This window comes from Streptomyces sp. NPDC058665, from assembly GCF_042714995.1.
Classification (GTDB): domain Bacteria; phylum Actinomycetota; class Actinomycetes; order Streptomycetales; family Streptomycetaceae; genus Streptomyces.
This window is the reverse complement of sequence record NZ_JBHXRX010000037.1, coordinates 35,253-60,075: the sequence shown is the minus strand read 5'-3', so window position 1 is coordinate 60,075 and position 24,823 is coordinate 35,253. Positions and strand designations below refer to the sequence as shown.

The following is a 24,823-nucleotide window of genomic DNA, read 5'->3' as shown; positions in this document are numbered from 1 at the left end:
ACACCTTTCTTTCCCGAAAACTCTAGGTAAGTTTCCCGATCATACGTAAGTAAAATCTCTCAAGGCAGCGTCGTTCGCCGTAGACTTCCAGAACTCGAAGTGATCGAAGGGATACCCATGCGCGAGAAGGAGCGTCGACCGTCGCTTGCCGAGGTGGCGGGCGAGGCGGGCGTCTCGATCTCCACCGTCTCGAAGGTCGTGAACGGGGCGCCGGACGTCGCCCCCGACACCCGTGTGCGGGTGGAGTCCGTGTTGCGCGACAAGCAGTACCTGTCGCCGAAGCAGCGCTCCCGGCGCGATCTCGCGACGGTGATGGTCGTGCTCTCGAGCTCAAGCATGTCGTCGCCGCTGACCGTGGAGATCCTGCGCGGCGTCATGCGCGCGGCCCACGAGGCCGGGCTTGAGCTCGTCCTTCTCGACCTCCCCGATGGAGTGCCCGCCGCAGGGTGGATCGAGCGGACGAAGCGGAACGGACCGGTAGCCGTTATCGCGCTGAAATCCCGTCTGAGGACGGAGGAGCGGGCGAAGCTCGCGAAGAACGGAGTCCCGCTCGTCGAGGTCGACACCTACCGGTTGCCGGACAGCGACTCGTATTCCGTTGGCGCGACGAACTTCGCAGGCGGCATGGCGGCCACGCAGCATCTGCTGTCGCTCGGGCACACGCGCATCGGTTTCCTCAGCGGCGTGTCCGACACGCAGGCGTCGATCGCGCGCAAGCACGGGCACCTGGCCGCGCTCGCCTCCGCGGGGATCCAGCCCCGCGCCGACATCGTCGAGGAGGGCGACTTCACGTACGAATCGGGGCTGCGGGCCGCGGAGTTCCTCTTGGGCCGACCGGACCGCGTCACGGCGATCTTCGCGGCGAGTGACGCGCAGGCGGCCGGGGTCCTGGAAGCCGCGCGACGTGCCGGCATGTCCGTCCCGCGCGACCTCAGTGTCACAGGGTTCGACGATCAACCCGTCGCGCGGATGACGGCGCCGCGGCTGACGACCATCAGGCAGCCGTCGGAGGCAATGGGGTCGTACGCGGTGGACGTCGCGCACAAGCTGCTGCTCGGCGGAGCGCCTCCCGTGTACCACACCGATCTCGCGACAGAGCTCATCGTGCGGGACTCGACAGCGGCTCCACAAGTTACCGAAAATATGGCTTGATTTTCTCGGTAGCCAGTACTTTACTTTCCTGCGGAGCGCTACGAGGCGCGGAGTGAGTACGAAGGAGTACCTCATGCGAGCTACCCGATCCCGAAGAGCCGCCATCGCGCTCAGCGGAGTTCTGGCCCTGTGCCTCAGCGCATGCAGCGGCGGCGACACCGGCGCGTCAGGTCCGGCCGACCTGAAGATGGCGCTCTGGTCATCCAATAAGGATCACCTGGCGTTGCTGCAGAAGATCGGCGACGCCTATGTCGCAGAGCACGGTGACGAGGTCGCGTCGATCACCTTCGAGCCCGTCACGAACCCGGACTACATCGCCGGGCTGACGACGCAGCTCGCCGGTGGCGACGTTCCCGACCTGGCCTGGGTCCCCGAGGCGAGCGGCCCCGAGTTCGTCGACGCGGGCGTATTGCACGATGTCCGCGACACGCTGGAAGGCGCCGACGGCTACGACCTCGACGACATCCTCCCCGCCTCGCTCGCTCCGTGGCGGGACGACGACGACGGCCTCTACGCGTATCCGTTCTCCAATTCGCCGTTCGCGCTCTACGTCAACGAAGACCTCCTGGCGACCGCCGGCCAGCCCGATGTGGCATCACTGGTCGGGACCCCGGACTACACGTGGCAGACAATCGCCGACATCGCCGCGGCGACGAACAGCAAGACAAAGGCCGTGGGGTTGAACGTCCCCACGTTCAACCCCACGAACTGGAGCGCGGTGACCATGCTCGGCAGCGCATGGGGTGCCGCCCCGTGGTCCGAGGACGGCGCGACGTGCGAGTTCGCGTCGCCGGAGATGATCGACTACCTCACCTGGTACCAGAAGCAGATGAGCCGCGGCGCCATCCCCCCCGTCTCGGCGAAGGCGGAGCCCGCGGCGTTCGCGAGCGGCGACGTGGCCTTCAGCGTCGCGCAGCTCAGTCAGTCGGGGAGCCTCGACGACAGCTTCGACTGGTCGTTCCTCCCCCTCCCGGCAGGACCGAAGGGCTACCACCCCATCGTCGGACAGGGGGGGATGAGCGTGCTTGAACGCAGCGGCCACAAGGAGCAGGCGGCCGGATTCCTCGCCCACCTGACGAACCCCACGAACGCCGAGCTCCTCGCGCAGTTCTTCCCGCCGCCCCGTAAGTCGCTCCTCAATGTGAAGACGCTCTCCCAGGCCGCGCCGAAGCTCTCGCCCGAGGCGATCCAGTCGGCGATCATCGACGTGGTCCCCGAGGCCTCGGTGAAGCCGCAGCACCCGGTGCTCTCACAGTTCTCCGACAAGGTCCGCGCAGGTCTCGACTCGGTGTGGTCGGGAGGCGACGTGAAGACCGCCGTCACCGGCATATGCGAGCAGATCTCGCCGACGCTCAAGGGCTGACCCCGGTGACCGCACGCACCTCCGCAGCGAACGACCGAAAAGTCATACGGAGTCGGCGCCCCCGTCCTGACGGGGACCGCTGGCTCGGCGTGGCCTTCGTCGCACCCCAGGTCCTCGGCGTCATCATCCTCGGTGTCGTCCCCTTCCTCTTCGTCATCTGGTACAGCCTCAACGAGTGGCGGCCGCTCACCGGCGAGATGGAGTTCACCGGACTCGACAACTACTCCCGCCTCTTCGCCGATCCGACCTTCTCCGCGTCGGTCATCGCGAGTCTGCTCTTCAGCGCGGGCGTCCTCGTGCTGAACCTCGTGATCGCCATCAGCCTCGCCGTCCTCCTCAACCGGCGGATGAAGGGCATCACCGCGTTCCGCACGATCTTCTTCTCACCCGTCGTGGTGTCCGTGGTCGCCTGGTCCGTGACATGGGGCTTCCTCCTCGCCCCCAACGGAGGGCTCAACGGCGTACTCCAGCTCCTCGGCATCGACGGAACCAGTTGGCTCACCGACTCCTCGACCGCGCTCATGTCCCTCGTCGTCGTGCAGGTGTTCAAGGGCGTCGGCCTGAACATGGTGCTCTTCCTCGCCGCTCTCCAGAGCGTCCCGGAGGAGATCCGAGAGGCAGCGCAGATAGACGGCGCGTCGCCGTGGAGATCGTTCTGGTCGATCACGGTCCCGATGATCGCGCCGACGATCCTCCTCACCGGGATCCTCACCACCATCGGCTCGCTGGAGGTGTTCGCTCCCGTGCAGTTGCTCACCGACGGCGGGCCGGGCAATGCCACGAACGTCCTGCCGTTCTTCCTCTACCGCACGGCCTTCGTCAGCCAGCAGTTCGGATACGCCAGCGCAATCGGCGTCGTGCTCTTCGCCATCATCCTGGCGCTGACGATGCTGCAGTGGACCTCCCGCCGGAGGTGGGTACACGATGAGGTCTGATGCATCGAGCGCGGCACGCAGCCGCTCGCGGGTGACGACCGTCACGCTGTACGTGCTGCTCGTGGCCGCGTCCATCCCGTTCCTCTATCCGACGCTGTGGATGTTCTTCTCGTCGTTCAAGCCGGCGAACGAGATCTTCCTCCAGCCCCCCACCCTGCTGCCCAAAGAGTGGACGCTGGACGGATTCGCGCAGGTGTTCACCGCGCAGCCGTTCCTGCGGCAGTACGGCAACTCGATGTACATCGCGGTGGTCGTCACCACGGCATCGATCCTGCTGTCGGCGATGGCGGGCTATGCCTTCGCCCGCATCCGCTTCCCTTTGCGCAACGCGGCGTTCACGCTCATGCTCGCGACGATGATGGTGCCGACCGAGGTGACGATCATCCCGATCTTCACGGCGGTCAAGGCGATGGGGCTCACCAACACGCACTGGCCGCTCATCATCCTGCCGGTCTTCGGACCCACGGCGGTCGTCTCCGTGTTCATATTCCGCCAGCACTTCCTCAGCTTCCCGAAGGAATACGAGGAGGCCGCACGGCTTGACGGTGTGTCACGTGCCGGGGTCTTCTTCCGGATCGCCCTCCCTCTGGCGAGGCCGGCGATCGCGGCGGTCGGGATCATGGCGTTCCTGCGCTCGTTCAACATGTACTTCGAGGCGCTCATCTTCCTGCGGACCCCCGAGAACTTCACGCTCGGGCTCGCGATCACGCGCTATCAGGACTTCTACGGCGAGCAGATGTGGAACACGCAGCTCGGCGCCGCGTCGCTGACCGTCGTCCCGATCCTCGTTGTGTTCCTCATCGCACAGAAGCAGTTCGTCCAGGGCCTCGCCCAGACGGGGCTCAAGGGATGAGCTGACCCACCACAGCGACGACGCGGACCGGACGCCGCCGCTGACCTCATCGCCCCGGTCGAGAGACGAAGGAGTCGAGACGATGCATGAGGATCAGACACGCCCACCGATGCTGCCGGCGCTCAGCCGACGTAACTTCCTGGTCGGCGTCGGCACCACCGCGGCGGTGATCGGGACAGGGAATGCGGGAGCGGCGCCCGCGCTGGCGACATCGGACGGCACCGTGCTGCCACTCGTCGCCCCGCTCCCGGCCGGGCAGCCGGTGCGTACCCAGTTCGCGCCCAACGAGCAGGTACTGGCCGCGTACCTGATGATCGTCGCTCCGCTCGCCAACAGCGTCCGGGACGTCGCGCCGAACTACGGGTGGATGGAGGACGGCTGGTGGCGCACGCCCAACGAGCCGTACAACTCCCGGATCATGGAGCACGTCGCCACCCTCTCGTGGTTCTATGCCAACGATCGGCCGTGGAACCCGTACTACCGCGACCCCGCGCTCCTCGCGCGCCTGGACGCCGCCCTCGGCTACTACCTCTCCCTGCAGCACGCCGACGGGTCGTACCCGGAGTACTCGCCGACCGAGCACCACCTCTCCCCGACCGGGTTCGGCACCGTCGCGCTCGCCGCCGTCCTCCGGGACCTCCGCGCAGCCGGTGAGCTCTACGACCGCCGACTGCAGATCCGCGACGCCATCCGCGACAGCTCCGCGTGGCTCGTCGACACCTCCCGTCCGCACTGGAACCGCCCGGTCCAGTTCGCCAACCAGGTCGTCGCAGGGCTCTCCGGCGTCGTCGAAGCGGCGCACATCCTCGGCGAACCGGCCGTCAGCGCCTCCGTCCCGAACCGGCTGCAGATCATCCTCAAGGACGGACAGGCGCCCGCCGGGTTCTTCCACGAGCCCGTCGCACCGGACGCCGGGTACAACTTCGACGTGATGCTCCCCGATCTCGGCGCGCTGTACAAGCGGCTGCCGGACCCGGCCATCATCCAGCTAGCCGAGCGGTTCGCCGCCTGGTGGGGGTACATCGTCGTCATGGAACCCGGCCGCAAGGAGGGCTTCATCCTCTCCGGGACGAGCGCACGCAACATCGTCGCGACGTTCGTCACCACCCCGGTGGACGACGTGGACCGCAGCGCGCTCGCGCGAACCCTGGTGCCCCACGTGCCTGCCCTGGGCGCGTTCTTCGCCAGCTCGGAGGAGAAGACGCAAGCGCGCAACGCCTGGAGGGACTCCACGGCTCCGGTCTCGCCTCGGCAGAAACAGGACTCGTCGCCGCGGCTGCACATGCACGTCCCGCAGGCCCCGCTCGGGATCCCTGGAGCCCAGCGCGACGCACAGGTCGCCGCACTGCGCTATCTGCGCGAGTCCACGTTCACCGAACTCCGCAAGGGCACCCTCAACCAGCAGTACGTGTTCGTCCGCCGTCCCGGCTACTACACCGCCGGTCTCTACGGCGTGCGGCAGAACTCGCTCCAGCGGATGGGGACGAACGCGTTCTGGCACCCCGTCGCAGGCATGCTCGCCCTCACAGTCAACAGCACAGGTCCGGACGACTGGACGACCGTCGCCGACACCGTCGGCACCGCCTCCTCACGTGGCCCGGTGAACGCGACGCACCATGCCGGGTCGACGGCGTCCGGTGCCGCCATCCCGGCGGACGCGCTGACCGGATACAGGGGCGTGTTCACCACGAGGTACGTGACCGCGGACGGCGCTGTGACAACGGACGTGACACATCGCGCTGATGGAATCAGGCGTGTGCTGACCACACCGGGAGCCTCCCGCGAACGCATCCCTCTCATCATCGGCACCGGAGATCAAGTGGCTTTCGCGAACGGCACGCCGGCGCCCTACGGACAGGAGACGATCACCGTCACCCGAGGGCTCACCGTCACCCGCGGAAGCATGAGGTTCAACATCGACTGGGGAGTGGACCGTGAAGCGAAGTATGCGCCGATGGACCGCTCATACCTGGGCAATCGCACCCATCGCATCCTCACCATCAGCTTTTCCGGGACGCTCTCCGTGGATCTGCGCGTCGAACCGGTGAGCTGAGTCGAGCGGTCCGCGTCGGCGCCGGTCAGCTCTCCGGCGCCGGCACGAACCCGCTCCGCGCGGCCGCCGGTGTCCCGAGGACCACGACGGGGCTGGACACGAACAAGACAGTGGCGGGCCGCAAGCGGGGGACCGGCCGTCGACGTGCTGGGACTCGCCGGCCGGTATGCGGCCTGCTCACAGGTGGGCGTCCAGGAACTCCCCGAGCGCTGTCCTGGACATCGGACCGCTCCTGTTCGCCATCGGCACTCCTTGACGCTCCACTCGATGCGAGGCAGTGGGTGCCTCCTTGTGTCTCCCGACCGCGACGGCCGTACCGCTCGTCAGTGGGCCCTGCGCGCTCGGGCGGCCTTGCGGGCCTCCGCCATCGTGCGCGCCTCCGCGGCCTTGCGGGATTCCTTCGGCGGGCGGCCCGCGCGGGTGCCCAGACCCCGGAACGCCGCGTTGCCGGTCTTCGCCCCGTCCTGCACCGGCGGGCGCTTCGCGCCTGTGATGCTGGTCAGCCTCTCCTCGCCGGAGCGAACCAGAGCGACCGTGGGCCGGATCCCGGCATCCGACATCATCCGGTTCACGTCCCGGCGCTGGCCGGGCGTGACCAGCGTGACCACGCTGCCGGACTCCCCGGCACGCGCGGTGCGCCCGCCGCGGTGGAGGTAATCCTTGGGGTCGGAGGGCGGATCCACGTTGACGACGAGGTCCAGGTGCTCGACGTCGATGCCACGGGCAGCGACGTTGGTGGCCACCAGCACCGTGATCTCCCCGTCCTTGAACTGGGCCAGCGTGTGCGTGCGCTGCGGCTGCGACTTCCCGCTGTGCAGAGCACCCGCCTGTATGCCGCTGCTCCGCAAGTGGCGGGTGAACTGGTCCACACCGTGCTTGGTGTCCAGGAACATCAGCACCCGCCCGTCCCGAGCCGCGATCTCGGTGGCTGTCACGTACTTGTCGGCGGGATGGACGTTCAGTACGTGGTGCTCCATCGTCGCGACCGAGCCCTCCGCCCGATCGACCGCGGCGAACACCGGCTCACTCAGATATTGCCTGACCAGTTGATCGACGTTGCGGTCGAGCGTCGCGGAGAACAGCATCCGCTGCCCGCCGGGGGGCGTCCGGTCCAGGGCCTCCGAGACCTGCGGCAGGAAACCCATGTCGCACATCTGGTCCGCCTCGTCCAGCACCGCGATCCGCACCCGGTCCAGGTGACAGTCCCGCCGGGCGACGAGATCTGCCAGCCGTCCCGGCGTCGCCACCACGACCTCGGCACCCGCCCGGAGTGCCGCCACCTGCCGCCCGATCGCCAGCCCGCCGACCACAGTCACCGAGCGCAGCCCGAGCGCCTCCGCGTAGGGAGCCAGCGCCTCGCTCACCTGCTGCGCGAGTTCCCTCGTCGGCACCAGGACCAGCGCGAGAGGGCGCTTCGGTTCGGCGCGCCGGCCCGCCGTACGCGCCAGGAGCGCAAGCCCGAAGGCGAGTGTCTTTCCCGAGCCGGTCCGCGCGCGCCCGAGGACATCACGGCCGGCCAGCGCGCTCGGCAAAGTGGCCGCCTGGATCGGGAACGGCTCCCGTATCCCGAGTCCTGCCAGCACCCCCATCAGCTCCACCGGCAGCTCCAGCTCCGCGAAGGAGCCGGCCGGCGGGAGGCCGGGCGCCGGTGTCCCCGGCACCGAGAGCTCGCCCCGCAGGGCGCTCCCCCGGTCGGACCTGCCGGGTCCGGAGCGACCGGAGGCCGATTGCTTCGCCTTCATTGGGGTTCCTCGTTTCGGCGCCCTGAACGGACCTGGGCCCGTGCCTTGTCCGGCACGGGCCCAGGCTCTCCGCAAGCGTGACCCGACCTTACCAGCGCGGGCCTCGCGCCGGCCGTCCCGCTGCCCGGCCGGGCACCCGCCCCGGGGATCGTCACGCGCTGAAGGCTGGTGAGCCCCTCGAGTCCGGGATGCTCTTGCCGAGCGGTACGAGGGCTTCTGCCGTAGGTGGCCGGGCGCTGAACGCGATTGTCCCGCAGCTCGAGACCATGGCGGGCACGGTCGGGGCGCTGGCGACCGGGGAGTTCGGGATCGATGTCTCGCGCTTGTACTGATACATCCGCGAGAGGCAGGCGCAGCCGAGGGCGCCGGGCAGACGGGCGACGACACCGCACAGAGCTGACGCACCACTGTCGCGGGGCGGCACCGTACGGGGCAGGGCCGGGGCCTCGACGCACGGTCCGGGCCCCGCTGCCGCTCCGGGGTCTGCGGCCGTACCGAACGCGGCCGCTCCCGCCCAGGTTTCGGCCGACCACCCGGGATGGGCATGCCACTACGTGCCAGTCAAGACAGTGAACAGCGGTCAGCTGGGCCCGAACGAAGCCACTGCGGCACGCTCCCAGGGAGGCGTTTCCCCAGGTCAGAGCCGGGCAAGCCTACGCGGTACTGAGTGATTCCCAAGCTCAGAGCGCGAGTTCGATTCTCGTCACCCGCTCCAGGACGAAGGCCTAAGTCAACGACTTGGGTCTTCTTTTCCTTCACGAGGACCTCGTCGTCGGGGCACCGCTCTCCATGGAAGATCTCACCGACGCACGGCGCCTCGACCCGTTCGCCCGTAAGTATGCCCACGACGGTTGTCAGGTCAGAGAGGTCCGCCGGGTACCGCACGAGGGCTTGAGCGGCTGCGCCTGGTCCGTCCGCTTCACCGGGAGTTCGTCGTGAGTTGATCACCCAGGATGCCTGAGAGGAGGAACCCGCCCGGTGGGCAGCGTGCTTCCCGGCGCGCGGCTTCGGGGCGGACACGACCTTCTGGCCGTTGGTGAACACGACTACGACATCCGCGTGGGGAAGGTCAGCCTGCGGTCGATGTCGACGGTGACGCGGCCCTCGACCATGGTCGCGACGACGCGGTGGCGGAACGTCATGCCGTGGAACGGGGTGTTGTCCGACGCGCTGACCGACTCGGTCCGGTCCACCCGCCAGTCGGCCCGGGGGTCCACCAGGGTGAACGTCGCGGGCTCCCCCGCGTGCAGCGGGCGGCCCGCCACGTCGGCGAGCCCCGCGATACGGGCGGGGCGTGTCGACATCACCGTGGCCACGAGGCCCCAGTCCGGTTCGCTCCCGGCGCCCAGCGCCTCCGCGACCACCGGGAGCGCGGTCTCCAGGCCCAGCATGCCGAAAGGCGCCTCGCACCAGTGGTTGTCCTTGCTCGACGCGGTGTGCGGGGCGTGGTCGGTGGCGACGGCGTCGACGGTTCCGTCGCGCAGGGCCGCGCGCAGCGCCGCCACGTCCTCGGCGCCGCGCAGGGGCGGATTCACCTTGCGCAGAGGGTCGGCGTCGCGCGTCATCAGATCGGTCAACAGCAGGTGGTGGGGGGTCACTTCGGCTGTTACCGGCCAGCCTCGCGACTTGGCCCATCTGACGATTTCGACGGTGCCCGCCGTGGATACGTGACAGATGTGCAGGCGTCCGCCGGTGGCCCCGGCGAGTACCACGTCACGGGCGACGATCGTCTCCTCGCCCGTCGCCGGCCAGGGCGGCAGACCGGTGGCCCGCGCCGCCGCGCCGGCGTTGACCTGGCCTCGCTCCACGAGACGCGGGCACTGCGCGTGTTGGGCGACGAAGGTTCCCGTGCGGCGGGCCGCCTCCAGCGCCCGCAGCAGGAGTCTGGGGTCGTCGACACATACGCCGTCGTCGGAGAACATCAGGGCGCCGGCCGCAGCCATGCCGTCGAGGGGTGCGAGGCCGCGGCCGGCGAGCCCGGTGGTGACGGCTCCCACCGGGTGTACCCGGCAGGACGCGGTTCGTGCCGCCCGCTCGATGATGTGCCGTACCCGCTCCGGGGTGTCGGTCACCGGCACGCAGTTGGCCATGGCGAGCACGTCGGAGTATCCGCCGTGCGCTGCCGCCCTCGTGCCGCTCGCGATGGTCTCCGAGGCGGTGTCACCGGGCTCACGCAGGTGGGTATGGAGGTCCACCAAGGCCGGCAGCATGATCAGACCGTCGCATTCCGCTGTCGTCGCGTCTGCGGCACTCGTGCCGTCCCCGGTCCCGGGGGCCGTAACGGCGACGATCCGACCGCCCCGTACGGTCACGTCCCGGGGCACGCCGCCGAGAGGCCGGACGCCCCGCAGGATCATCGTCCCCACGGAGCCGTTCACCGGTCCACGCCCAGGTGCGTATCCGGGTGCGTATCCGGGTGCGTGAGGCGGAAGACCGGTCCGTCCGCGCAGATCAACGGGGACTCCTCGGGACCGCTTCTGGTCCCGGTCGCGCAGCCGTGGCAGTACCCGAGGCCGCAGGCCATGTGGGCTTCCAGCGATACCTGGACGTCCGCCGCCCAGCGTCGGCCGAGTTCCTCGCAGAGCCGGGCCAGCCGCTCCGAACCGCACGTCATGATCTGCTGTGGAGGGGCCTGGTCGAGGTCCCCCGTCAGCGTGTCCCGGAGCCGGGTCAGGTCGCTGCTGCCGGTGTCGTCGGTGACCTCGTGCAGTCGTGTCACACCGGCCGCGCGGTAGACATCCGCGCCGACGACCCTGTCCGCGCTTCTGCCACTGGCCACGGCGACGATCTCGACGTCGGTCCCGGCGCACTCCTGGGCGACCGTGGTCAGCGAACAGGTGCCGATGCCTCGTCCGACCAGAAGGACGCGCCGCGTTCGCCGGGCGAGCCGGAATCCCTGGCCCAGCGGTCCCACGACCAGCATCCGCTCTCCCGGTCGGAATGAGGCCAGCCGACGGGTGCCGTCACCGACCACTCCGAGAAGGATGTCGATGGTGCCGGCCCGCGGGTTCCGGCCGTACACGGCCATGGGGCGGGGCAGGACGGGGCCGCTGTCCCCGTCCCGGGCCGCGGTCAGCATCACGAACTGTCCTGCCTGGCACGTCCGGGCGATGCTCGGTGCCTCCAGGCGCAGGAAGTGGTAGCCCCGGCCGTGCGGGGCGGAGGCGAGGACCCGGGCACGGTGCCAGGTCGGGGCGGGCAGGCCCGTCCCGGACCCGAGCAGCGGCGTCACGCGGTCCCGGACCGGTATGCCGGCCTCCGTGTCGAGGGTGTTCATGCTGCTGGGGCCTCCTGTGCGGACAGCCTGGCGTCGAGTCGCAGGAGACCCGACGCCAGGATGTCGGTGCCGACGGCGAGTTCGGCCGGCCGGGTCAGCTCCTCGGGACTGTGGCTGACACCGCCGTTGTGACTGGGGACGAAGATCATGCCGGTAGGCACCACATGGTTGATCATCTGTGCGTCGTGGCTGGCTCCGCTGGGCATGACCCGGTGAGCGATCCCGGCCTCCGTCACGGCCTCGGCGACGGTGTCCCGGAGCCATCTGGGGAGGATGACGGGGGAGGCGTCGGCCAGCAGCCGGGATTCGCATCCGATCCCGCGCCGGGAGCAGATGTTCTGCGCACTGTCGACGATCTCCGCCGCGGTCAGCCGCTGTCGGTCGTTGTCGACGTCCCGGACGTCGACATACACCTCGGCGCTCCCGGCGATCGTGGTGAGGGACCCGGGCGAGGCGTGCATGCGTCCGACGGTCGCCCGGGTGCCGTGATGGCGGCTGTCGTTGGCGAGGGTCTCGATCATCAGGATGATCTCCGCCGCCGCGGCCATCGCGTCGGCCCTCATCCGCATCGGGGTTCCCCCGGTGTGCGAGGCCCGTCCGGTGAGATCGATACGCAGCCTGGTACTGCCCGAGATCAGGTCAACGAGTCCGACGGGAACGGACTCGGACTCCAGCAGGGAGCCCTGCTCGATGTGCAGTTCCAGGAAGGCGGCCCAGTCCTCGCCCCGCCAGCGGGCCGCCTCGGTGTCGTCCGGGTCGAGGCCCACGGCTGTCATGGCCTGTGCCAGCGATACGCCCTCGGCGTCCTGCTTGGTCCTCAGGTCGGCGGGGCCGGTCAGTCCCGCGGCGATCCGGCTGCCCGTGCACGCCTGTCCGAAGCGGGCTCCCTCCTCGGCGGCGAAGGCCACGAAGCGGACCGGCCGGGTGAGCCGGATCCCACCCGCGACGAACAGCCGTGCCACCTCCATCGCCGCGACCACACCGGCTATGCCGTCGTACGCGCCGGCTCCCGGCACGCTGTCAAGATGGGAGCCGGTACCCAGGCCAGGCAGTCCGGGGGTCGTGCCGGGCAGTTCGGCGACCGTGTTGCCGGCCGTGTCCGTACGTACGTCCAGGCCGAGCGCACGCATGTGCGCCGCGTACACGCCATGGGCCTGGCGCTCCAGCGGGGTGTAGGCCAGCCGGGTGACGCCGGGGCCCTGGCCGGGCTCCGACATTCCGGCGAAGGTGTCCAGGTGCGTTCGGAGCCGGTCGGCGTCGGCGCGACGGGGAGCGGCGAGGGTCGGTGCGGTCATCGGAGTCCGGCCGATGAGGCTTCCGCCTCGGAGAGCAGCGACACCACAGGTGCGGAACCCGCGGCATCGAGCGCCGGCGTGTGCAGGACAGCGGCCACCCCGGTCACTTCGGCGGCGGCGCCGCGCAGCAGGCCGAGCATCGCCTGTAGCCGGCGCGGCTCCCAGGCGGTCGCGAGCAGGACGACCCGGTCGCCGGGTGTGATCGCCGGGGTGACGGAGGTGATTCCGGACTCGTCGGTGACCCGCAGGACCGTCGCGTCCGTCGACAGGGCCACGATGTGGGCGAGCACGGCTTCGTCGCTGCTCTCCCACACCGAGATGCGGTCCGGCGCCAGGTCACGCACGGCGTCGGCGACGGCCCGGCCGACGAGGTCGGCCGCGGCCGGGGAAACCTGGGTGTTCAGGGTGGTGCCATAGGCGTCCGTGGCCGCGCCGAGTTCACGGACGCCGGAGAGGATCGCGGAGGTGCTTTCGGTCATCGGGGTTCCACCTCTTTCTTGTCGGTTGCGGACCCGAGCGGGGCCCGCGACGGGGTGGTGGAGAAGAGCGCGTGGAACCGTACTCCGTACAGTTCCAGGAGCGTGTCCGCCACGCTGCCGTCGCCGCTGTCGAGCACGCTGAGGACGCAGGAGACCCGCATCCCCGCCCTCGTGGCGGCGAGTACCGGAGGTGCCGCGTCCCGCGCCGTGCCCACCAACGGCACGACGACAACGGTGTGTTCGCCGACGTGGGCCTCGCCGGTCAGCCGGGCGTCGTCCCCGGTACCGGTCACCGTCGCGAACGGCAGCCCCGTGTGCAGGGCCAGGGCGGTGGTGGCGGCGATGCCGTCGGGGGCAGCACACACCAACCGGTCGGTCCCGGGCGGGAGCGCTTCGGACAGCAGCGCCGCGGTACGACGCAGGATGGACGGCCGACTCTGGACGGCTTCGGCGTCGACCTGGCCTCCGCCGGGGGCCACCGCGAGTATGTCGGCGTACAGTTCGGCGCTTCGTTGCCGGGCGCTCTGGAAGGCGCTGGGGGCGTCGGGTGCCGTTCGCAGGACCTGGGCAAGGTTCATGGGGGCTCCGGGGTGGGCGGTCTGTGGACCGGACGGTCCGAGGATGGGACGGTCCATAGGTGGTCCGCGGCTGAGGGTCAGGTCCGCACGGTGCCGCGTTCGTCCGCGATACGGGCGATGCCTAGTTCGCGGCACAGGGCGTCGAGGTCCCGCAGGACCTGGGTCATCGCGTACGGGCGGGTGAACGTCGCGGTGCCCATCTGTACGGCGGTGGCTCCGGCCAGGACGAACTCCAGGACGTCCCGCGCGGTGCTGATGCCGCCGCATCCGACGACGGGTATCCGGACGGCCGCGGCGGCCTGCCACACCAGGCGCAGTACCATGGGCCGGACCGCGGGGCCGGACAGTCCTCCCACCCCGTTGCCAAGCACCGCGCTCCGCCCGTCCAGGTCGATGGCCATGCCGGGGAAGGTGTTGGCGACGGTCACGGCGGTCGCGCCCGCCTGCTCGGCGGCCCGCGCGATGTCACCGATCGATGTCACGTTCGGGGTCAGTTTGACGACGACGGGCAGCGGAGTGCGTGCCACGACACCGGAGACGACACGCTCCACGGTCGCCGCGTCCGTTCCGATGGCGAGCCCGCCGTGCTCAAGGTTCGGGCAGGAGACGTTCACCTCCAGTGCCTCGCAAGGGGCGTCGGCGAGATCCTCGGTGATCCGCAGGTACTCCTCCACGGCAAGACCCCCGACGCTCACCACGACGGGTACCCCGAACGACCGGTAGCGGGGCAGCACCGTGCGGATGAACTCCGCCGAGCCCGGGCTGGGGATCCCCACGCTGTTCAGCATCCCCTGCGCGCTCTCGGTGAGCCGGTGCGAGGGGTTACCGGAACGCCGTTGCGAGAAGAGGGTCTTGGTGACCACGGCGCCCAGCTCGTGTACCGGCAGGAGACCGGCGAGTTCAGGCCCGAAGCAGCCCGACGCGGGCATGACGGGGTTGGCCAGCCGCAGCGGGCCCAGCGAGACCGCGAGATCGGTTTGGAACGCGGCGTGGTCCGCGAAATGCCGGTCGCGGTCGTCGAGCACCGCGGGACTGTGGTCCTGGACCTCCGTCATGGGGCCTGCCTTCTGCGTCAGGGGGATCGAGGAGAGAATCAGGGGATCGAGGAGAAGAACGGGGTGTCAGCCGCCGAATCGCTCGGTGAGCTTGCGCTCGGCCCAGCCGATGAGGGCGTACATGACCCAGGCCATGAGACAGAGCAGCCCGAGGCAGATGATCACGAGCTTGATGTCGTCGTTGTCCTGCGCCTGCTTCTCGAGGTAGCCGAGCCCCGACTGCGCTCCGATGAACTCACCGATGACCGCCGCCGTCACCGCCTGGAGAACCCCCAGGCGCAGACCTACGGCGATGGCCGGCAAGCTGTACGGCAGGTCGATCTTGACGGCTCTGGCGACCGGTCCGATACGGAGCAGGCGGGCCAGGTCGTCGACGCCCCTGGGTACGGACCGCAGCCGGGTCACCATGTTGATCATGACGGGGTAGAACGACACCAGTGCCACGAGCGCGATCTTGGAGCCGACACCGAGCCCCAGCCAGAGCACGATCAGCGGGGCGATCGAAATCTTCGGGGTCACCTGCGCCACGATGACGAGCGGCATCAGCAGGCGTTCGACGAACGGCAGACGGGTGAAGAGGATCGCCAGGACGACCCCTGCCAACGCCCCGATCATTACACCCTGCACGACCTCCGCCAGCGTCTGCTGGATGTGCACCGTGAGCACGTCGTCCGCGGTCAACCGCAGAGCGTGCTCGGCCACCGCGGCCGGGCTCGGCAGTTTGTAGGCCGGTATACCGAAAGCCGCCGTGACCAGCCACCAGAGCGCGACACCTGCCAGCAGGGACAACGTGCCGATCACCACCGGCCGGACGGCGTCGGCCGTCCGGCCGGGGCGGGCGGAGCTGCCGGGGCGGGCGGCCGTCTCAGCCGAGGTCATCCGGCTTCACCACCAGATCACTCGCCTCGAAGGACGTGTCGAGGAGCTTGAACTGCTTCTGGGAGTCGATGGCCTGCTGCCAGCGCGCGAGGTCCGGGGAGCCCAGGCCGTTCTTCTTGGTGTTGTCCGACTGCCACAGTCTCTTGGCGAAGAGGTCCTCGACGATCGTGGTGATCTCGCTCTCCTGGCCCTTGAAGGACGAGGCGTACTTCTTCACCGACATGTCGACCGCCGCGCGCGGGTTCTTGACGGTGTACTCGATGCCGCTGTTCAGCGCCTTGTCGAACGCCTTGACCGTGTCCGGGTCGTTCTTCACCTTGTCCTCGCCGGCGATGACCACGTTGCCGAAGGAGGGAAGGTACTTGTCGCTCAGGATCTGGTTCACATCGACCCCGGCGGACTGGAGCGCGTAGTAGCGCAGGCGCGAGAAGACGATCGCGTCGACCTGCCCGTTCTTCAGCGCGTCCACGATGACGCCGGTGCCCAGAGTGCGGACCTTCACATCGGAGAGCTTCAGGCCGGCGCTCCCCAGCATCGCCTGGAGCTGGATGTAGTTCGGGCTGCCGAGGTCGGTGACGGCGACGGTCTTGCCCTTCAGGTCGGCGGGGGACTTGATGTTCGCCGAAGGCTGGGACAGCAGCGCCCCGATGCCCTGCTGGTACGTGGTGTGCACGACCTTGGTCTTGATGCCCTTGCCGTACGCGGTGACGACCGAGTCGCCGTTCGGGAAGCCGAAGTCGACGTTGCCCGACGCCACGTTCTTCACGATGTCGGAGCCCTGGGCGTAGGTGAATTCGACGTCCAGGCCCGCGTCGGCGAAGTACCCCTGCTCCTTGGCCGCGTACAGCGGGGCGTAGTACGGCACCGCGGCGCCGTCGATCTGGATGGTGACCTTCTTGGTGCCGTCGGACGACGTCTTCGCCGACTCGGAAGAGCCAGGGCTACAGGCGGCGAGGAGAGCGGCGGCGGCCACGGCGGCGGGGATGCCGACGAGCTTCAGGGGCCTTCTGTTCATGATCTTTCCTTAGGGCTAAGTGGGAGTGAAACTCAGCGGCGTCCGCGCAGGAGCCTGCGCTCGGCCAGGGAGACGAGGCCGAAACCGAGGAGCCCGACCGCTACCGTGACGAGGACCGCGGCGATCAACAGGGGGGTGTCACTGGATGTGTTGCCGAGCACCATGAGGTATCCCAGGCCGCGTTCGGAGGCGAGGTATTCCGCCAGGAACGCGCCGGTCATGGCGTCGATGACGGCGATCTTGGCGCCGGCCAGCAGCGCGGGCACGGCCGCGGGGAGCTGGATCATCCGCAGGTACTGCCATCGAGACAGATGCAGCAGCCGCCCCAGTGTGCTGATGTCGGCGGGAACGTCCTTCAGCCCGAGCATCGTGGCCATGGCCATCGGGAAGAAGACCAGCAGCAGGATGAGCGCGTACTGCGAGGTCAGGCTGAGGCCGAACCACAGCACCAGCAGTGGTGCGACGGCGATCTTGGGAGCCGCCTGGAGCAGCACCATGTAGGGGGCGAGGATCTCCCGGACGGTGCGGGAGGCCCACAGGACCCAGCCCAGGGCGATGCCGATCAGTGACCCGCCGACGAAACCCAGGACGATGTTGCGCAGGGTGTACGTGAGGTTGGGCCAGAGCGTGCCGTCCTGTACCAGCTTCAGCCCCGCGTCCAGCACGTCACCGGGAGCGGGCAGCAGATAGGGCGGTACGTCGGCCAGCGTGACGTAGGCGCTCCAGGCAGCCAGCACGGCTGCCACGTAGGCGAGCGGCGTCAGTACGCGTACGACCCTGCGGGAGATGCCGCCGTCACCGGGGCCGGACGCGGCGGAACCCTTCACGTCCCGGTCGGCGCCCCGGCGGCGGGTGAGGGTTTCCATGCTCACACCAGCTCCTGACGGAGCATGCCGGAGAACTTCGCGAATTCGGGCAACTGCCTGGTCTCCGGGGTGCGTTCACGGCTCAGGGGAACGGTGTGGATGGCCTTGATACGGCCCGGCCGTGCCGACATCACAGCCACGCGGTCGGCGAGGTAGGTGGCCTCCTCAACGCTGTGGGTGACCAGGACGATGGTCTTGTGGGTCGTTTCCCAGATGCGCAACAGGTCGTCGTGAAGCCGGTCCCTGGTGATCGCGTCCAGCGCCCCGAAGGGCTCGTCCATGAGCAGGATCCGGGGGTTGTAGGCCAACGCCCGGGCGATGGCGGTGCGCTGGCGCATGCCGCCGGACAGTTCCTTGGGGAACGAGTCGGCGAAGTCGGTGAGACCGACCAGGTCGAGCAGGGTCGTCACCTGTTCGCGCCCCTGCTCCGAGGTGTCGCGCTGCGCCTCCAGCCCCAGGGAGACATTGCGCCGCACCGTGCGCCACGGAAGCAGCGCCGGCTCCTGGAAGACGAAGCCGATGTCCTTGCCCGGGCGCGGAGGGACGCTCCAGCTCAGGTCTCCTTCGAAGTCCGTGTCCAGGCCGGCCATCATTCTCAGCAGCGTCGACTTGCCACACCCCGAGGGGCCGATGAGCGCGACGATCTCGCCCTCGCCCACGTCCAGGTCGACGTCCTCCAGAGCCACCACCTTCGAGCGCTTGGCGGCGGTGTAGGTCTTGTGGACGCCTCGCACCGACAGGAGGGGGTTCATGCGGACCCCGCCCCCGGAGTCGCGCGGCCCGAAACGCCCGGGACGCGGTGACACCTGTCATCGGCCTGTGTGGGGTGGTGTGGCATGAAGATCTCCTCAATAGTCACGGCGGCTCGGTGTCCGTACGGAGCCCAGCGGGATCGTTCCGGGCGCCGGCACACCACCGCCTCGCAGCTTCCGTATCTGGAAAAGGCGTTTCCACTGCGCTGGTCAGAGGTTGGGCTGTTTTTCGGCCACAGTCAAGACCTAGATCTGGCCCGCAATTCGGGGTATACCGTGATGCGGGTACGATTTTCCGCAGCACGGGGGCCTGCGTGACCACAGCCCGGGCGCCAAAAAGTTACGCCCCCGTCACGCATTATTTCCACCTGTGGAACCCAAGAGCTCATACGGAGGTTGTCGCCGATGGCGAGAAGCGCGCAGGATCCATGGCACAGGGGGGCACCGCCCCATCTCCCGGCCGGCGCCGCCGACGAAGCACTCCCACCGGTCTGTCTGCTCCCGGGAGACCCCGCCCGGGTCGACCTGGCCTCCGAGGTGCTCGACGACTTCCATGTCCTCGGCCAGAACCGGGAGTTCAGGATCGGTACCGGCCGTGCACCCGGCGGCCGGCGGATCGCGGTCTGCTCGACCGGCATCGGAGGCCCTTCCACCGAGATCGCCGTCGTCGAACTCGCCCGGCTCGGAGTGAAGACCGTGCTTCGTACCGGCGGCATGGGCTCCCTGACCGACCGCATACCGCCGGGCACCGTCTGCTCGGCCACCCGGGCGTTGCCGGGTAGCGGCGCCGCCTCGTACTACCCCGCCGACCCGGCCGGCCCAGCGGCCCATCCGGCCGTCCTGACCGCCCTGCGGCGTGCGGCACGCGACTTGGACGTACCACTCACCGAGATCTCCGTCGCCACGGTCGATTCGTACTACCTCGGTCAGGGACGACCGCTGTCCGGACACGAGGAACGTGCCGCCGCGAGGATGGACGTCCTGCGCGGACTGGGAGCCGACGGGCTGGAGATGGAGACCGAGACGGTGCTGGCGGTGGCCGGGGCCCTCGGCTTGCGAGCGGGCGCCGTTCTGGTCGCGCACGCCAACCGTGCCACCGACGGCTGGCTGGAGGACTACCGTCCCGTCCAACTCGCCATGCTGCGGGTGGCGATAAGCGCCGCGGCGCTACTCTCGGACGACAACGATCCGCAGGCGGACACCGCGGTCACGTCCTGAACAGCGCCCGGTAGCCGCACATCAGTACCGGAGCCACGTACGAGCGGGCGTGACGACGGTGCCAGGACGACGCCCCTCTGTCCCCGCCCGGTAGTCCTTTGGCCCCAACGAACGGACAGACCGCTGAGTACCGACAGTTACACCAGAACGCTGCGCATCCTGCGGGTCATCGCGACCCACTTGCGCGGTATCTCGTTGCAACAGTTGCACGAGGTTCTGGGCATCCCGATAGGCAGCCTGCACCGGGTGATGGCCGCGCTCGTCGAAGAACGCTACGTGACCCGCTCCCCCAGCAACCGCCGCTACTTCCTCGGACCGGCCTTCACCGAGCTGTCCACGATGGCCATCGCCTCCCAGGGCACGGCGGTCAGCCCGCCGCGCCCCATGGAAGACGCCGCCAGGGAGAGCGGCGAGACCGTGTTCCTCACCGAACTGACCGGCACCCGTCTGCTCTGCGTGGCTCTGGTCGAGGGCGTGCACCCGCTCCGTCTGTTCGTCCGGGTGGGCCAGGACATGCCACCGCACGCGGCAGCCTCGGCGCGCAGCATCCTCGCGTACCAGACACCCGAGACCGTCGCCATGGTGTTGCGCGCACAGGAGTTGACGGCCTACACCCCGGACACCCCGCACACGGAGGAGCGTGTGACCGCCCATCTCGTCCAGGTGCGGATGCAGGGTTTTGACGTGTGCGAGAACGAACTGGACGACGACGTCTGGGCAGTGTCCGCGCCGGTTTTCGGGTCCACCGGCCAGACCACGTCCAGCATCACCCTCGCCGCCGCGGGCCAGCGAATGCGCGACCCACTGGCCCGCACCCGCGCCACCGAAACGGCCCTGCGGGCCGCCCGCGCACTCTCGATGGAACAGGGTTACGCGGGCACCGCCTCCCCCGCCCGCTTCCGCCCCTCACCCGAACCGGCCGGGTAGGTCCGACAACCACCGCCGGCCACGGACACACGCGAAGTCGAGGTTTTCGCCGACCTCCCGGACGACGCAGCGAGCAAGTCCCGGGCCCAACCTCCCGTTCGACCGGCGGACGCCGACAGCGCTGCCACGTGGGTCACGAACTCCGGGATCGAGTACCTGTCCCACTCGTGAGGAGCACCTTGTTCGACAACGCCCAGCCAGCGACGAGCACATACAGCTGACGCCGAGCTGAGAACTTGAACTCTTCCGCCCCCATGGACAATCCGAAGACGCGATACGCACGACGATCGCCAAGAGACTCGCTCCTCGGGGCGGATTCGCGGAGAGCCTGGATACAGGGATGCGATCCTTCGCGCGAGCACACCACTCCGTGGCCTTGAACGCGACGTCCCTCCTCGCACCCGGCCCAGGCCACCCGAGCCGTCTTCGTGTCCGTCCGTTCACAGGCCAGCCCCGTCCCAGCCCTTCAGTGCGGTACGCCAAGGTCAGAAGCGGTCAGTCCAACCGGAGCCAGCACAGCTCATAGACCCAAGTAACACCTGTTCAGAGCCCTGTGGTGCTCCAAAGCGCCGTGGATTCCCAAGCTCAGAGCGCGAGTTCGATTCTCGTCACCCGCTCTTCCACGAACCCCCAGGTCATCGACCTGGGGGTTCGTCGTTGTCTCGACCTCTCAGCGCCTTGCACCACCTGCCCCCTTCTCGCGCCCCTCGCGCCCTCTCCCGGGCCGCTCGCACCATCCGGTCCAGTCCACCCGCCACCTCCTTCTGCCGGTCGTGGTCGAAGGGCATCAGGACCGCCTTGCCCGTCGGCTGGCCGACGCACACCATCGTGTCCCTGAAGCTGGCCCTGACCGCGGCCCTCCTCGGCGTGCTGCCCCGCCGCTGACCTGCGCCGCGCTCACCTGCGCCGCCGTTGACCTGCGCCGCGCTCACCTGCGCCGCCGTTGACCTGCCCCGCACCGCCTGCGCACGCGGCTACGCACGCAGCGCGATCACCGTCGTGCCCGAGCCGACCGGGCCGGCCCGCAGCACCGTGCCGGTCAGGTCGTCGAACGACGTCATCTTGACGACTCCGTGCGCGTCCGAGGCCGACATGGCCACCCGGTACGCCCCCGGGTCGGCGTCGCCGATCTCCAGTTCCACCACCGCCCGGGAGTTGGGCGGCACGGTCACCCTGAGGGAGTGCGTGCCCTTGGAACGGCGCAGGGAGACCGAGACGGGGCCGCGCACGGACGGGACCGTTCCGTCGACCCGGGTCAGCCTCCCGGTCCTGGGCCGGACACGGAACCCGGCCGCGCCCGGTTCCGTGATCTGGACGCCCAGTACGTGCCGGGCCACGACATTGGCGGGGGCGGAGGCCCAGGCGTGGGAAAAGGTCATGTTCGGCTTCAGGGACGGGTCCCATGCCTCCGCGACAATGGTGGCCCTCAGGTCGTCGATCATGTGCAGCCATGAGTTGGTGGCCCTGGAGGTGAGCAACGCGAGCGCGGCGTCGGCGCGGCCGAGCCGGAACAACGCGTCGAGCAGGAACTGCGCTCCGTACACGCTCATCCTCATACCGCCCGCGGCGAGAGTGTCGCCCATCCTGGTCAGCACCTCGCCGTCGAGAGCGGCGTCGACACCGAGCGCGACCGGGAAGGCGGTGGCGTGCTGGGCACTGTGGGTGGTGCCCGCACCATCGCGGAACCGGCCCGCCGAGGTGTCGAGCAGCGTGTCGCGCATGGCGGCGGCGAGGGTGTCGGCCCGTTCCCGCATCAACGCTTCCTCATCGCTCTCGCCGAGGGCGTCGGCGCACTTGGCGAGAGCGTCGAAGGCCGCGTACTGGAAGGCGTTGACGACGGTGTTGACATTGGTGAAGACGTAGCCGTCGCGGTTTGTGGCGGGCCAGTCGACCAAGTCACCCAGATCCTGGCTGGAGTTGCCGGGCGACTTGTGAACCAGACCGTCGGAACCCAGATACGAGGTGAGGTTCTTGGCCGCGAGCAGGGCGTAGTCCTTGGCGAGTTGCCGGTCGTCGCCGGTGGCGAGATAGTCCTCCCAGGCGGAGATCGCGCACATCAGCCGGTACTCGGTGGGCCAAGTGCCCTTGCGGACCAGGTAGTCGTTGGACCACCGGGCGAGCGCGTACGAGCGCTGTACGCCGTACTCGGAGAGCTGGTTGATCAGCGCGTCGCCCTCGTAGGGGCCACGCTCGCGGGTCGGGGTGTCCTGGTAGAGGTCGCCGCGGGTCGCCTCGATGGAGTAGCGGCACAGGTCCCAGACCCGGTCCAGATCGGGGTCCGAGCTGCTGAAGCGGGCGTCGGATTCGTCCCAGTCGAGCTTCCAGGCGCGGCCCTTGACTGTCGCCCGGGACAGGTCGACGGAGGTGCGCAGCTCGGCCCAGCGGAAGCCGCGGTAACCCCAGTGCTCGAAGCGCTGGGGACCGTCGCGCAGGGTCCACACCTCGCGGTAGAGGTTGGTGGCCCGCAACTGATGCTTCACGGTGCCGTCGGCGTTGAGCTCCTCGCCGAGGCGTACCTCCACGGTGTCACCCGCGGTCCCGGTGACCTCCAGGGCCAGCCCGCCGGCGATCTCCCGGCCGAGGTCGACCAGCCAGCGTCCGTCAGCCACTTCGGTCACCGAGGCCGGGGTGACGTCGTGCAGCCGTACGGGCTCGATGAGCGCCGGGACCAGGCCGTCGATGGCGGAACGGGAGGCGGGGGTGAGCCAGTCGGCGTCGTCGAAGCCGGGCTCGGTCCAGCCGACGGGCTCGTTGCGCAGATCCCAGTACTCCTGCGGTGCGGTGAAGAAGCCGCTGCCCGCGCTGCCCCCGGCCGGGAGCAGACCGTCCTCGCCGCGGGCTCTCCAGTCGCCGCCCGAGCCGATGGTGGCCCGGCTGCCGTCGGTGTAGGTGATCTCCAGTTGGGCCAGGAACTTCTGCTCCGAGGGGGTGTGACACAGCGCGGCCAGAGCGTTGGCCCGGCCGGCGCGCAGGGTGTCGGTGATGTCGAAGGACTGGTACGCGACCCCGGAGCCGGAGCGTACGGAGGCGTAGCCGACCAGGCTGCCGTTGCTCCACACTTTGGCCACGTACTGCCTGGCCGGGCCGGCGGAGGTGGCGGCGACGTGCAGCACAGCGGCGGCGACCCTCTTGCCGTACGCCAGGCCGTACTCGTGCCGCAGCAGCGCCCAGGTGTTGTCGCCGCCGTAGGAGGAGAGCGAGGAGGCGCCGGTGGGGAAGGTGAGGACGCCGTTCGCGACGGTGCCCCCGGAGAACGTGCCTTTGTGGGAGGCGAAGTCGTCCTGGAGCCGCACGGTGCCGTCGGCCGCGGTGAAGCGGACGCTGTCGTACACCTGCGACTCGGTGCGGCCGTTGCGCAAGCCGATGTTGCCCGCCGGGTAGCGGGTGTGGGTGGTGGTGTCGACGACGGTGCCGTTGACGCTGGTGGTGAAGGTGGAGCCGGTCATGGTGACGGAGAGGTCCAGCCACTCACCGGTCGCGACCGGGAAGGGCAGAGTCACCTCGCCGAGGACGCTGTACGTACCGTTCACGCACACGTGCTTGCGCAGGACTCCGGCGATACCGTCGGCGCGCAGTTGCCACATGTAGTTGTTGGCGGTGTCGGTGGCCCGGAACCACAGACCGGCGGCCACCGCGGTGATCTTCAGGCGAGCGGCGAAGGTGCCGTCCGTCAGGGTGGGCCCGGCCGGGGCCCAGATGGGCTCGGCCCGCCACTCGTCCTCCACCGCGGTCGCCATCAGCACGGGCTCCGACCACGACGACGACCGCTTGTCCGCCCAGTTGCGGACCCGCCACCAGTAGGCGGTACGCGGTTTGAGCGCCGGGCCGCCATAGGCCACGGCGGTGGACTCGGCGGCGGCCACCCTGCCGCTGCTCCAGACCAGTCGGCGGTTCTTGAACCCGGCCGGGGTGGTGGCGACCTCCAGCTGGTAGGCACGCTGGCGGGTGCCGGGGCCGAGGTCGGGGACCTGCCAGCTGAACCGGGGCCGCTGTCCGGCGGTGGTGCCCAGGCCCTGGGGCAGCAGGTCGGTCAGCAGTCCGGTGGGCGCGGCTGGCGCGCCCTTGCCCTTGCCGTCGCCCTTGCCCTGCGCGGCGGCGGACGCCCGGGGTCCGGTGAACACGACAGAGGCGGACGCGGCGGCGCCCAGTCGCAGGGCGGTTCTGCGCGTCGGGGGTCTGGACATGGGCAGCCTCCGCGGATGAAAGGTTTCATTCGGGCCCTCGGAGGCTAGGCGCTGTCCAGAAAACGGGTCAACACATTGGACGAAAGAAATGACCGAGGTAGAAGTGAAACGATATACATCGGCCGAGAGGAGCTCTCACTGCTCATCGACACCGCGCTCGCCTTCAACGGCACGTGGCGCGACAACCGCGTCGAGAACCG

At 69.3% G+C, this 24,823-nt stretch carries 19 protein-coding genes; 7 read left to right on the top strand and 12 right to left on the bottom strand.

Going from position 1 to position 24,823, the window contains the following annotated elements; translation table 11 throughout:
• Nucleotides 1-117: 117 nt before the first annotated feature.
• The 5 genes from ACFWV8_RS23805 (at nt 118) to ACFWV8_RS23785 (ending at nt 6,356) form a co-directional block, all read left to right on the top strand.
• The gene (locus tag ACFWV8_RS23805; RefSeq protein WP_384206196.1) at nt 118-1,152 is read left to right on the top strand and encodes a LacI family DNA-binding transcriptional regulator; all 1,035 of its coding nucleotides are present in this window, start codon (nt 118-120) and stop codon (nt 1,150-1,152) included.
• A 73-nt stretch (nt 1,153-1,225) separates the two neighbouring features.
• Nucleotides 1,226-2,515: an ABC transporter substrate-binding protein gene (locus ACFWV8_RS23800; RefSeq protein WP_384206189.1), complete on the top strand. Its 1,290-nt coding sequence runs from the start codon at nt 1,226-1,228 to the stop codon at nt 2,513-2,515.
• A gap of 89 nt (nt 2,516-2,604) precedes the next feature.
• A complete protein-coding gene (locus ACFWV8_RS23795; protein WP_384206181.1) occupies nt 2,605-3,450 on the top strand; it encodes a carbohydrate ABC transporter permease in 846 nt (281 codons plus the stop codon).
• The gene (locus ACFWV8_RS23790; RefSeq protein WP_384206174.1) at nt 3,440-4,303 is read left to right on the top strand and encodes a carbohydrate ABC transporter permease; all 864 of its coding nucleotides are present in this window, start codon (nt 3,440-3,442) and stop codon (nt 4,301-4,303) included. Before ACFWV8_RS23795 ends, ACFWV8_RS23790 begins: the two co-directional genes overlap by 11 nt.
• Nucleotides 4,304-4,385: 82 nt before the next feature.
• On the top strand, nt 4,386-6,356 hold the full coding sequence (locus tag ACFWV8_RS23785) for a twin-arginine translocation signal domain-containing protein (RefSeq protein ID WP_384206166.1): 1,971 nt from the start codon (nt 4,386-4,388) through the stop codon (nt 6,354-6,356).
• A 323-nt stretch (nt 6,357-6,679) separates the two neighbouring features.
• Here the strand turns inward: ACFWV8_RS23785 and ACFWV8_RS23780 are convergent, their stop codons facing one another.
• The 11 genes from ACFWV8_RS23780 to ACFWV8_RS23730 form a co-directional block, all read right to left on the bottom strand.
• A complete protein-coding gene (locus tag ACFWV8_RS23780) occupies nt 6,680-8,098 on the bottom strand; it encodes a DEAD/DEAH box helicase (RefSeq protein ID WP_384206158.1) in 1,419 nt (472 codons plus the stop codon).
• A gap of 1,046 nt (nt 8,099-9,144) precedes the next feature.
• Entirely contained in the window at nt 9,145-10,464 is a 1,320-nt protein-coding gene (locus tag ACFWV8_RS23775; RefSeq protein ID WP_384206153.1) for a dihydroorotase, read from the bottom strand.
• Nucleotides 10,465-10,472: 8 nt separating this feature from the next.
• Nucleotides 10,473-11,375: a dihydroorotate oxidase electron transfer subunit gene (locus ACFWV8_RS23770; protein ID WP_384206147.1), complete on the bottom strand. Its 903-nt coding sequence runs from the start codon at nt 11,373-11,375 to the stop codon at nt 10,473-10,475.
• Nucleotides 11,372-12,670 (bottom strand): Zn-dependent hydrolase, encoded by a 1,299-nt coding sequence (locus ACFWV8_RS23765; protein ID WP_384206142.1) that lies wholly within the window; start codon nt 12,668-12,670, stop codon nt 11,372-11,374. Before ACFWV8_RS23765 ends, ACFWV8_RS23770 begins: the two co-directional genes overlap by 4 nt.
• Nucleotides 12,667-13,149: a hypothetical protein gene (locus ACFWV8_RS23760; protein WP_384206137.1), complete on the bottom strand. Its 483-nt coding sequence runs from the start codon at nt 13,147-13,149 to the stop codon at nt 12,667-12,669. The genes ACFWV8_RS23765 and ACFWV8_RS23760 overlap by 4 nt, the downstream gene beginning before the upstream one ends.
• Nucleotides 13,146-13,727, bottom strand: coding sequence for a hypothetical protein (locus ACFWV8_RS23755; RefSeq protein WP_384206132.1), 582 nt, complete (start codon nt 13,725-13,727; stop codon nt 13,146-13,148). Before ACFWV8_RS23755 ends, ACFWV8_RS23760 begins: the two co-directional genes overlap by 4 nt.
• Nucleotides 13,728-13,804: 77 nt before the next feature.
• Nucleotides 13,805-14,782 carry a dihydroorotate dehydrogenase gene (locus ACFWV8_RS23750; protein ID WP_384206126.1) on the bottom strand — a complete coding sequence of 326 codons (978 nt, stop codon included), beginning with the start codon at nt 14,780-14,782 and terminating at the stop codon, nt 13,805-13,807.
• A gap of 66 nt (nt 14,783-14,848) precedes the next feature.
• Nucleotides 14,849-15,661, bottom strand: a complete 813-nt coding sequence (locus ACFWV8_RS23745; RefSeq protein ID WP_384206121.1) for an ABC transporter permease — start codon at nt 15,659-15,661, stop codon at nt 14,849-14,851.
• Nucleotides 15,648-16,676, bottom strand: coding sequence for an ABC transporter substrate-binding protein (locus tag ACFWV8_RS23740; protein ID WP_384206114.1), 1,029 nt, complete (start codon nt 16,674-16,676; stop codon nt 15,648-15,650). The genes ACFWV8_RS23745 and ACFWV8_RS23740 overlap by 14 nt, the downstream gene beginning before the upstream one ends.
• 32 nt (nt 16,677-16,708) lie before the next feature.
• Nucleotides 16,709-17,542: an ABC transporter permease gene (locus ACFWV8_RS23735; protein WP_384206370.1), complete on the bottom strand. Its 834-nt coding sequence runs from the start codon at nt 17,540-17,542 to the stop codon at nt 16,709-16,711.
• A 2-nt stretch (nt 17,543-17,544) separates the two neighbouring features.
• Nucleotides 17,545-18,294: an ABC transporter ATP-binding protein gene (locus ACFWV8_RS23730; protein ID WP_384206109.1), complete on the bottom strand. Its 750-nt coding sequence runs from the start codon at nt 18,292-18,294 to the stop codon at nt 17,545-17,547.
• A 405-nt stretch (nt 18,295-18,699) separates the two neighbouring features.
• Between ACFWV8_RS23730 and ACFWV8_RS23725 the strand changes: the two genes are divergently transcribed.
• Nucleotides 18,700-19,512, top strand: a complete 813-nt coding sequence (locus ACFWV8_RS23725) for a nucleoside phosphorylase (RefSeq protein ID WP_384206103.1) — start codon at nt 18,700-18,702, stop codon at nt 19,510-19,512.
• Between the two features lie 123 nt (nt 19,513-19,635).
• The gene (locus ACFWV8_RS23720) at nt 19,636-20,439 is read left to right on the top strand and encodes an IclR family transcriptional regulator (RefSeq protein WP_384206363.1); all 804 of its coding nucleotides are present in this window, start codon (nt 19,636-19,638) and stop codon (nt 20,437-20,439) included.
• A 974-nt stretch (nt 20,440-21,413) separates the two neighbouring features.
• Here the strand turns inward: ACFWV8_RS23720 and ACFWV8_RS23715 are convergent.
• The gene (locus ACFWV8_RS23715) at nt 21,414-24,623 is read right to left on the bottom strand and encodes a family 78 glycoside hydrolase catalytic domain (RefSeq protein WP_384206100.1); all 3,210 of its coding nucleotides are present in this window, start codon (nt 24,621-24,623) and stop codon (nt 21,414-21,416) included.
• Nucleotides 24,624-24,823: the final 200 nt, after the last annotated feature.

Bases quoted from the DNA above. Each gene is read 5' to 3' on its own strand.
- ACFWV8_RS23755 (WP_384206132.1), bottom strand. From the start codon at position 13,727: ATGAACCTTGCCCAGGTCCTGCGAACGGCACCCGACGCCCCCAGCGCC.
- ACFWV8_RS23785 (WP_384206166.1), top strand. From the start codon at position 4,386: ATGCATGAGGATCAGACACGCCCACCGATGCTGCCGGCGCTCAGCCGA.
- ACFWV8_RS23715 (WP_384206100.1), bottom strand. From the start codon at position 24,623: ATGTCCAGACCCCCGACGCGCAGAACCGCCCTGCGACTGGGCGCCGCC.
- ACFWV8_RS23725 (WP_384206103.1), top strand. From the start codon at position 18,700: ATGGCGAGAAGCGCGCAGGATCCATGGCACAGGGGGGCACCGCCCCAT.
- ACFWV8_RS23750 (WP_384206126.1), bottom strand. From the start codon at position 14,782: ATGACGGAGGTCCAGGACCACAGTCCCGCGGTGCTCGACGACCGCGAC.
- ACFWV8_RS23735 (WP_384206370.1), bottom strand. From the start codon at position 17,542: ATGGAAACCCTCACCCGCCGCCGGGGCGCCGACCGGGACGTGAAGGGT.
- ACFWV8_RS23740 (WP_384206114.1), bottom strand. From the start codon at position 16,676: ATGAACAGAAGGCCCCTGAAGCTCGTCGGCATCCCCGCCGCCGTGGCC.
- ACFWV8_RS23800 (WP_384206189.1), top strand. From the start codon at position 1,226: ATGCGAGCTACCCGATCCCGAAGAGCCGCCATCGCGCTCAGCGGAGTT.
- ACFWV8_RS23745 (WP_384206121.1), bottom strand. From the start codon at position 15,661: ATGACCTCGGCTGAGACGGCCGCCCGCCCCGGCAGCTCCGCCCGCCCC.
- ACFWV8_RS23760 (WP_384206137.1), bottom strand. From the start codon at position 13,149: ATGACCGAAAGCACCTCCGCGATCCTCTCCGGCGTCCGTGAACTCGGC.
- ACFWV8_RS23790 (WP_384206174.1), top strand. From the start codon at position 3,440: ATGAGGTCTGATGCATCGAGCGCGGCACGCAGCCGCTCGCGGGTGACG.
- ACFWV8_RS23770 (WP_384206147.1), bottom strand. From the start codon at position 11,375: ATGAACACCCTCGACACGGAGGCCGGCATACCGGTCCGGGACCGCGTG.
- ACFWV8_RS23780 (WP_384206158.1), bottom strand. From the start codon at position 8,098: ATGAAGGCGAAGCAATCGGCCTCCGGTCGCTCCGGACCCGGCAGGTCC.
- ACFWV8_RS23805 (WP_384206196.1), top strand. From the start codon at position 118: ATGCGCGAGAAGGAGCGTCGACCGTCGCTTGCCGAGGTGGCGGGCGAG.
- ACFWV8_RS23730 (WP_384206109.1), bottom strand. From the start codon at position 18,294: ATGAACCCCCTCCTGTCGGTGCGAGGCGTCCACAAGACCTACACCGCC.
- ACFWV8_RS23765 (WP_384206142.1), bottom strand. From the start codon at position 12,670: ATGACCGCACCGACCCTCGCCGCTCCCCGTCGCGCCGACGCCGACCGG.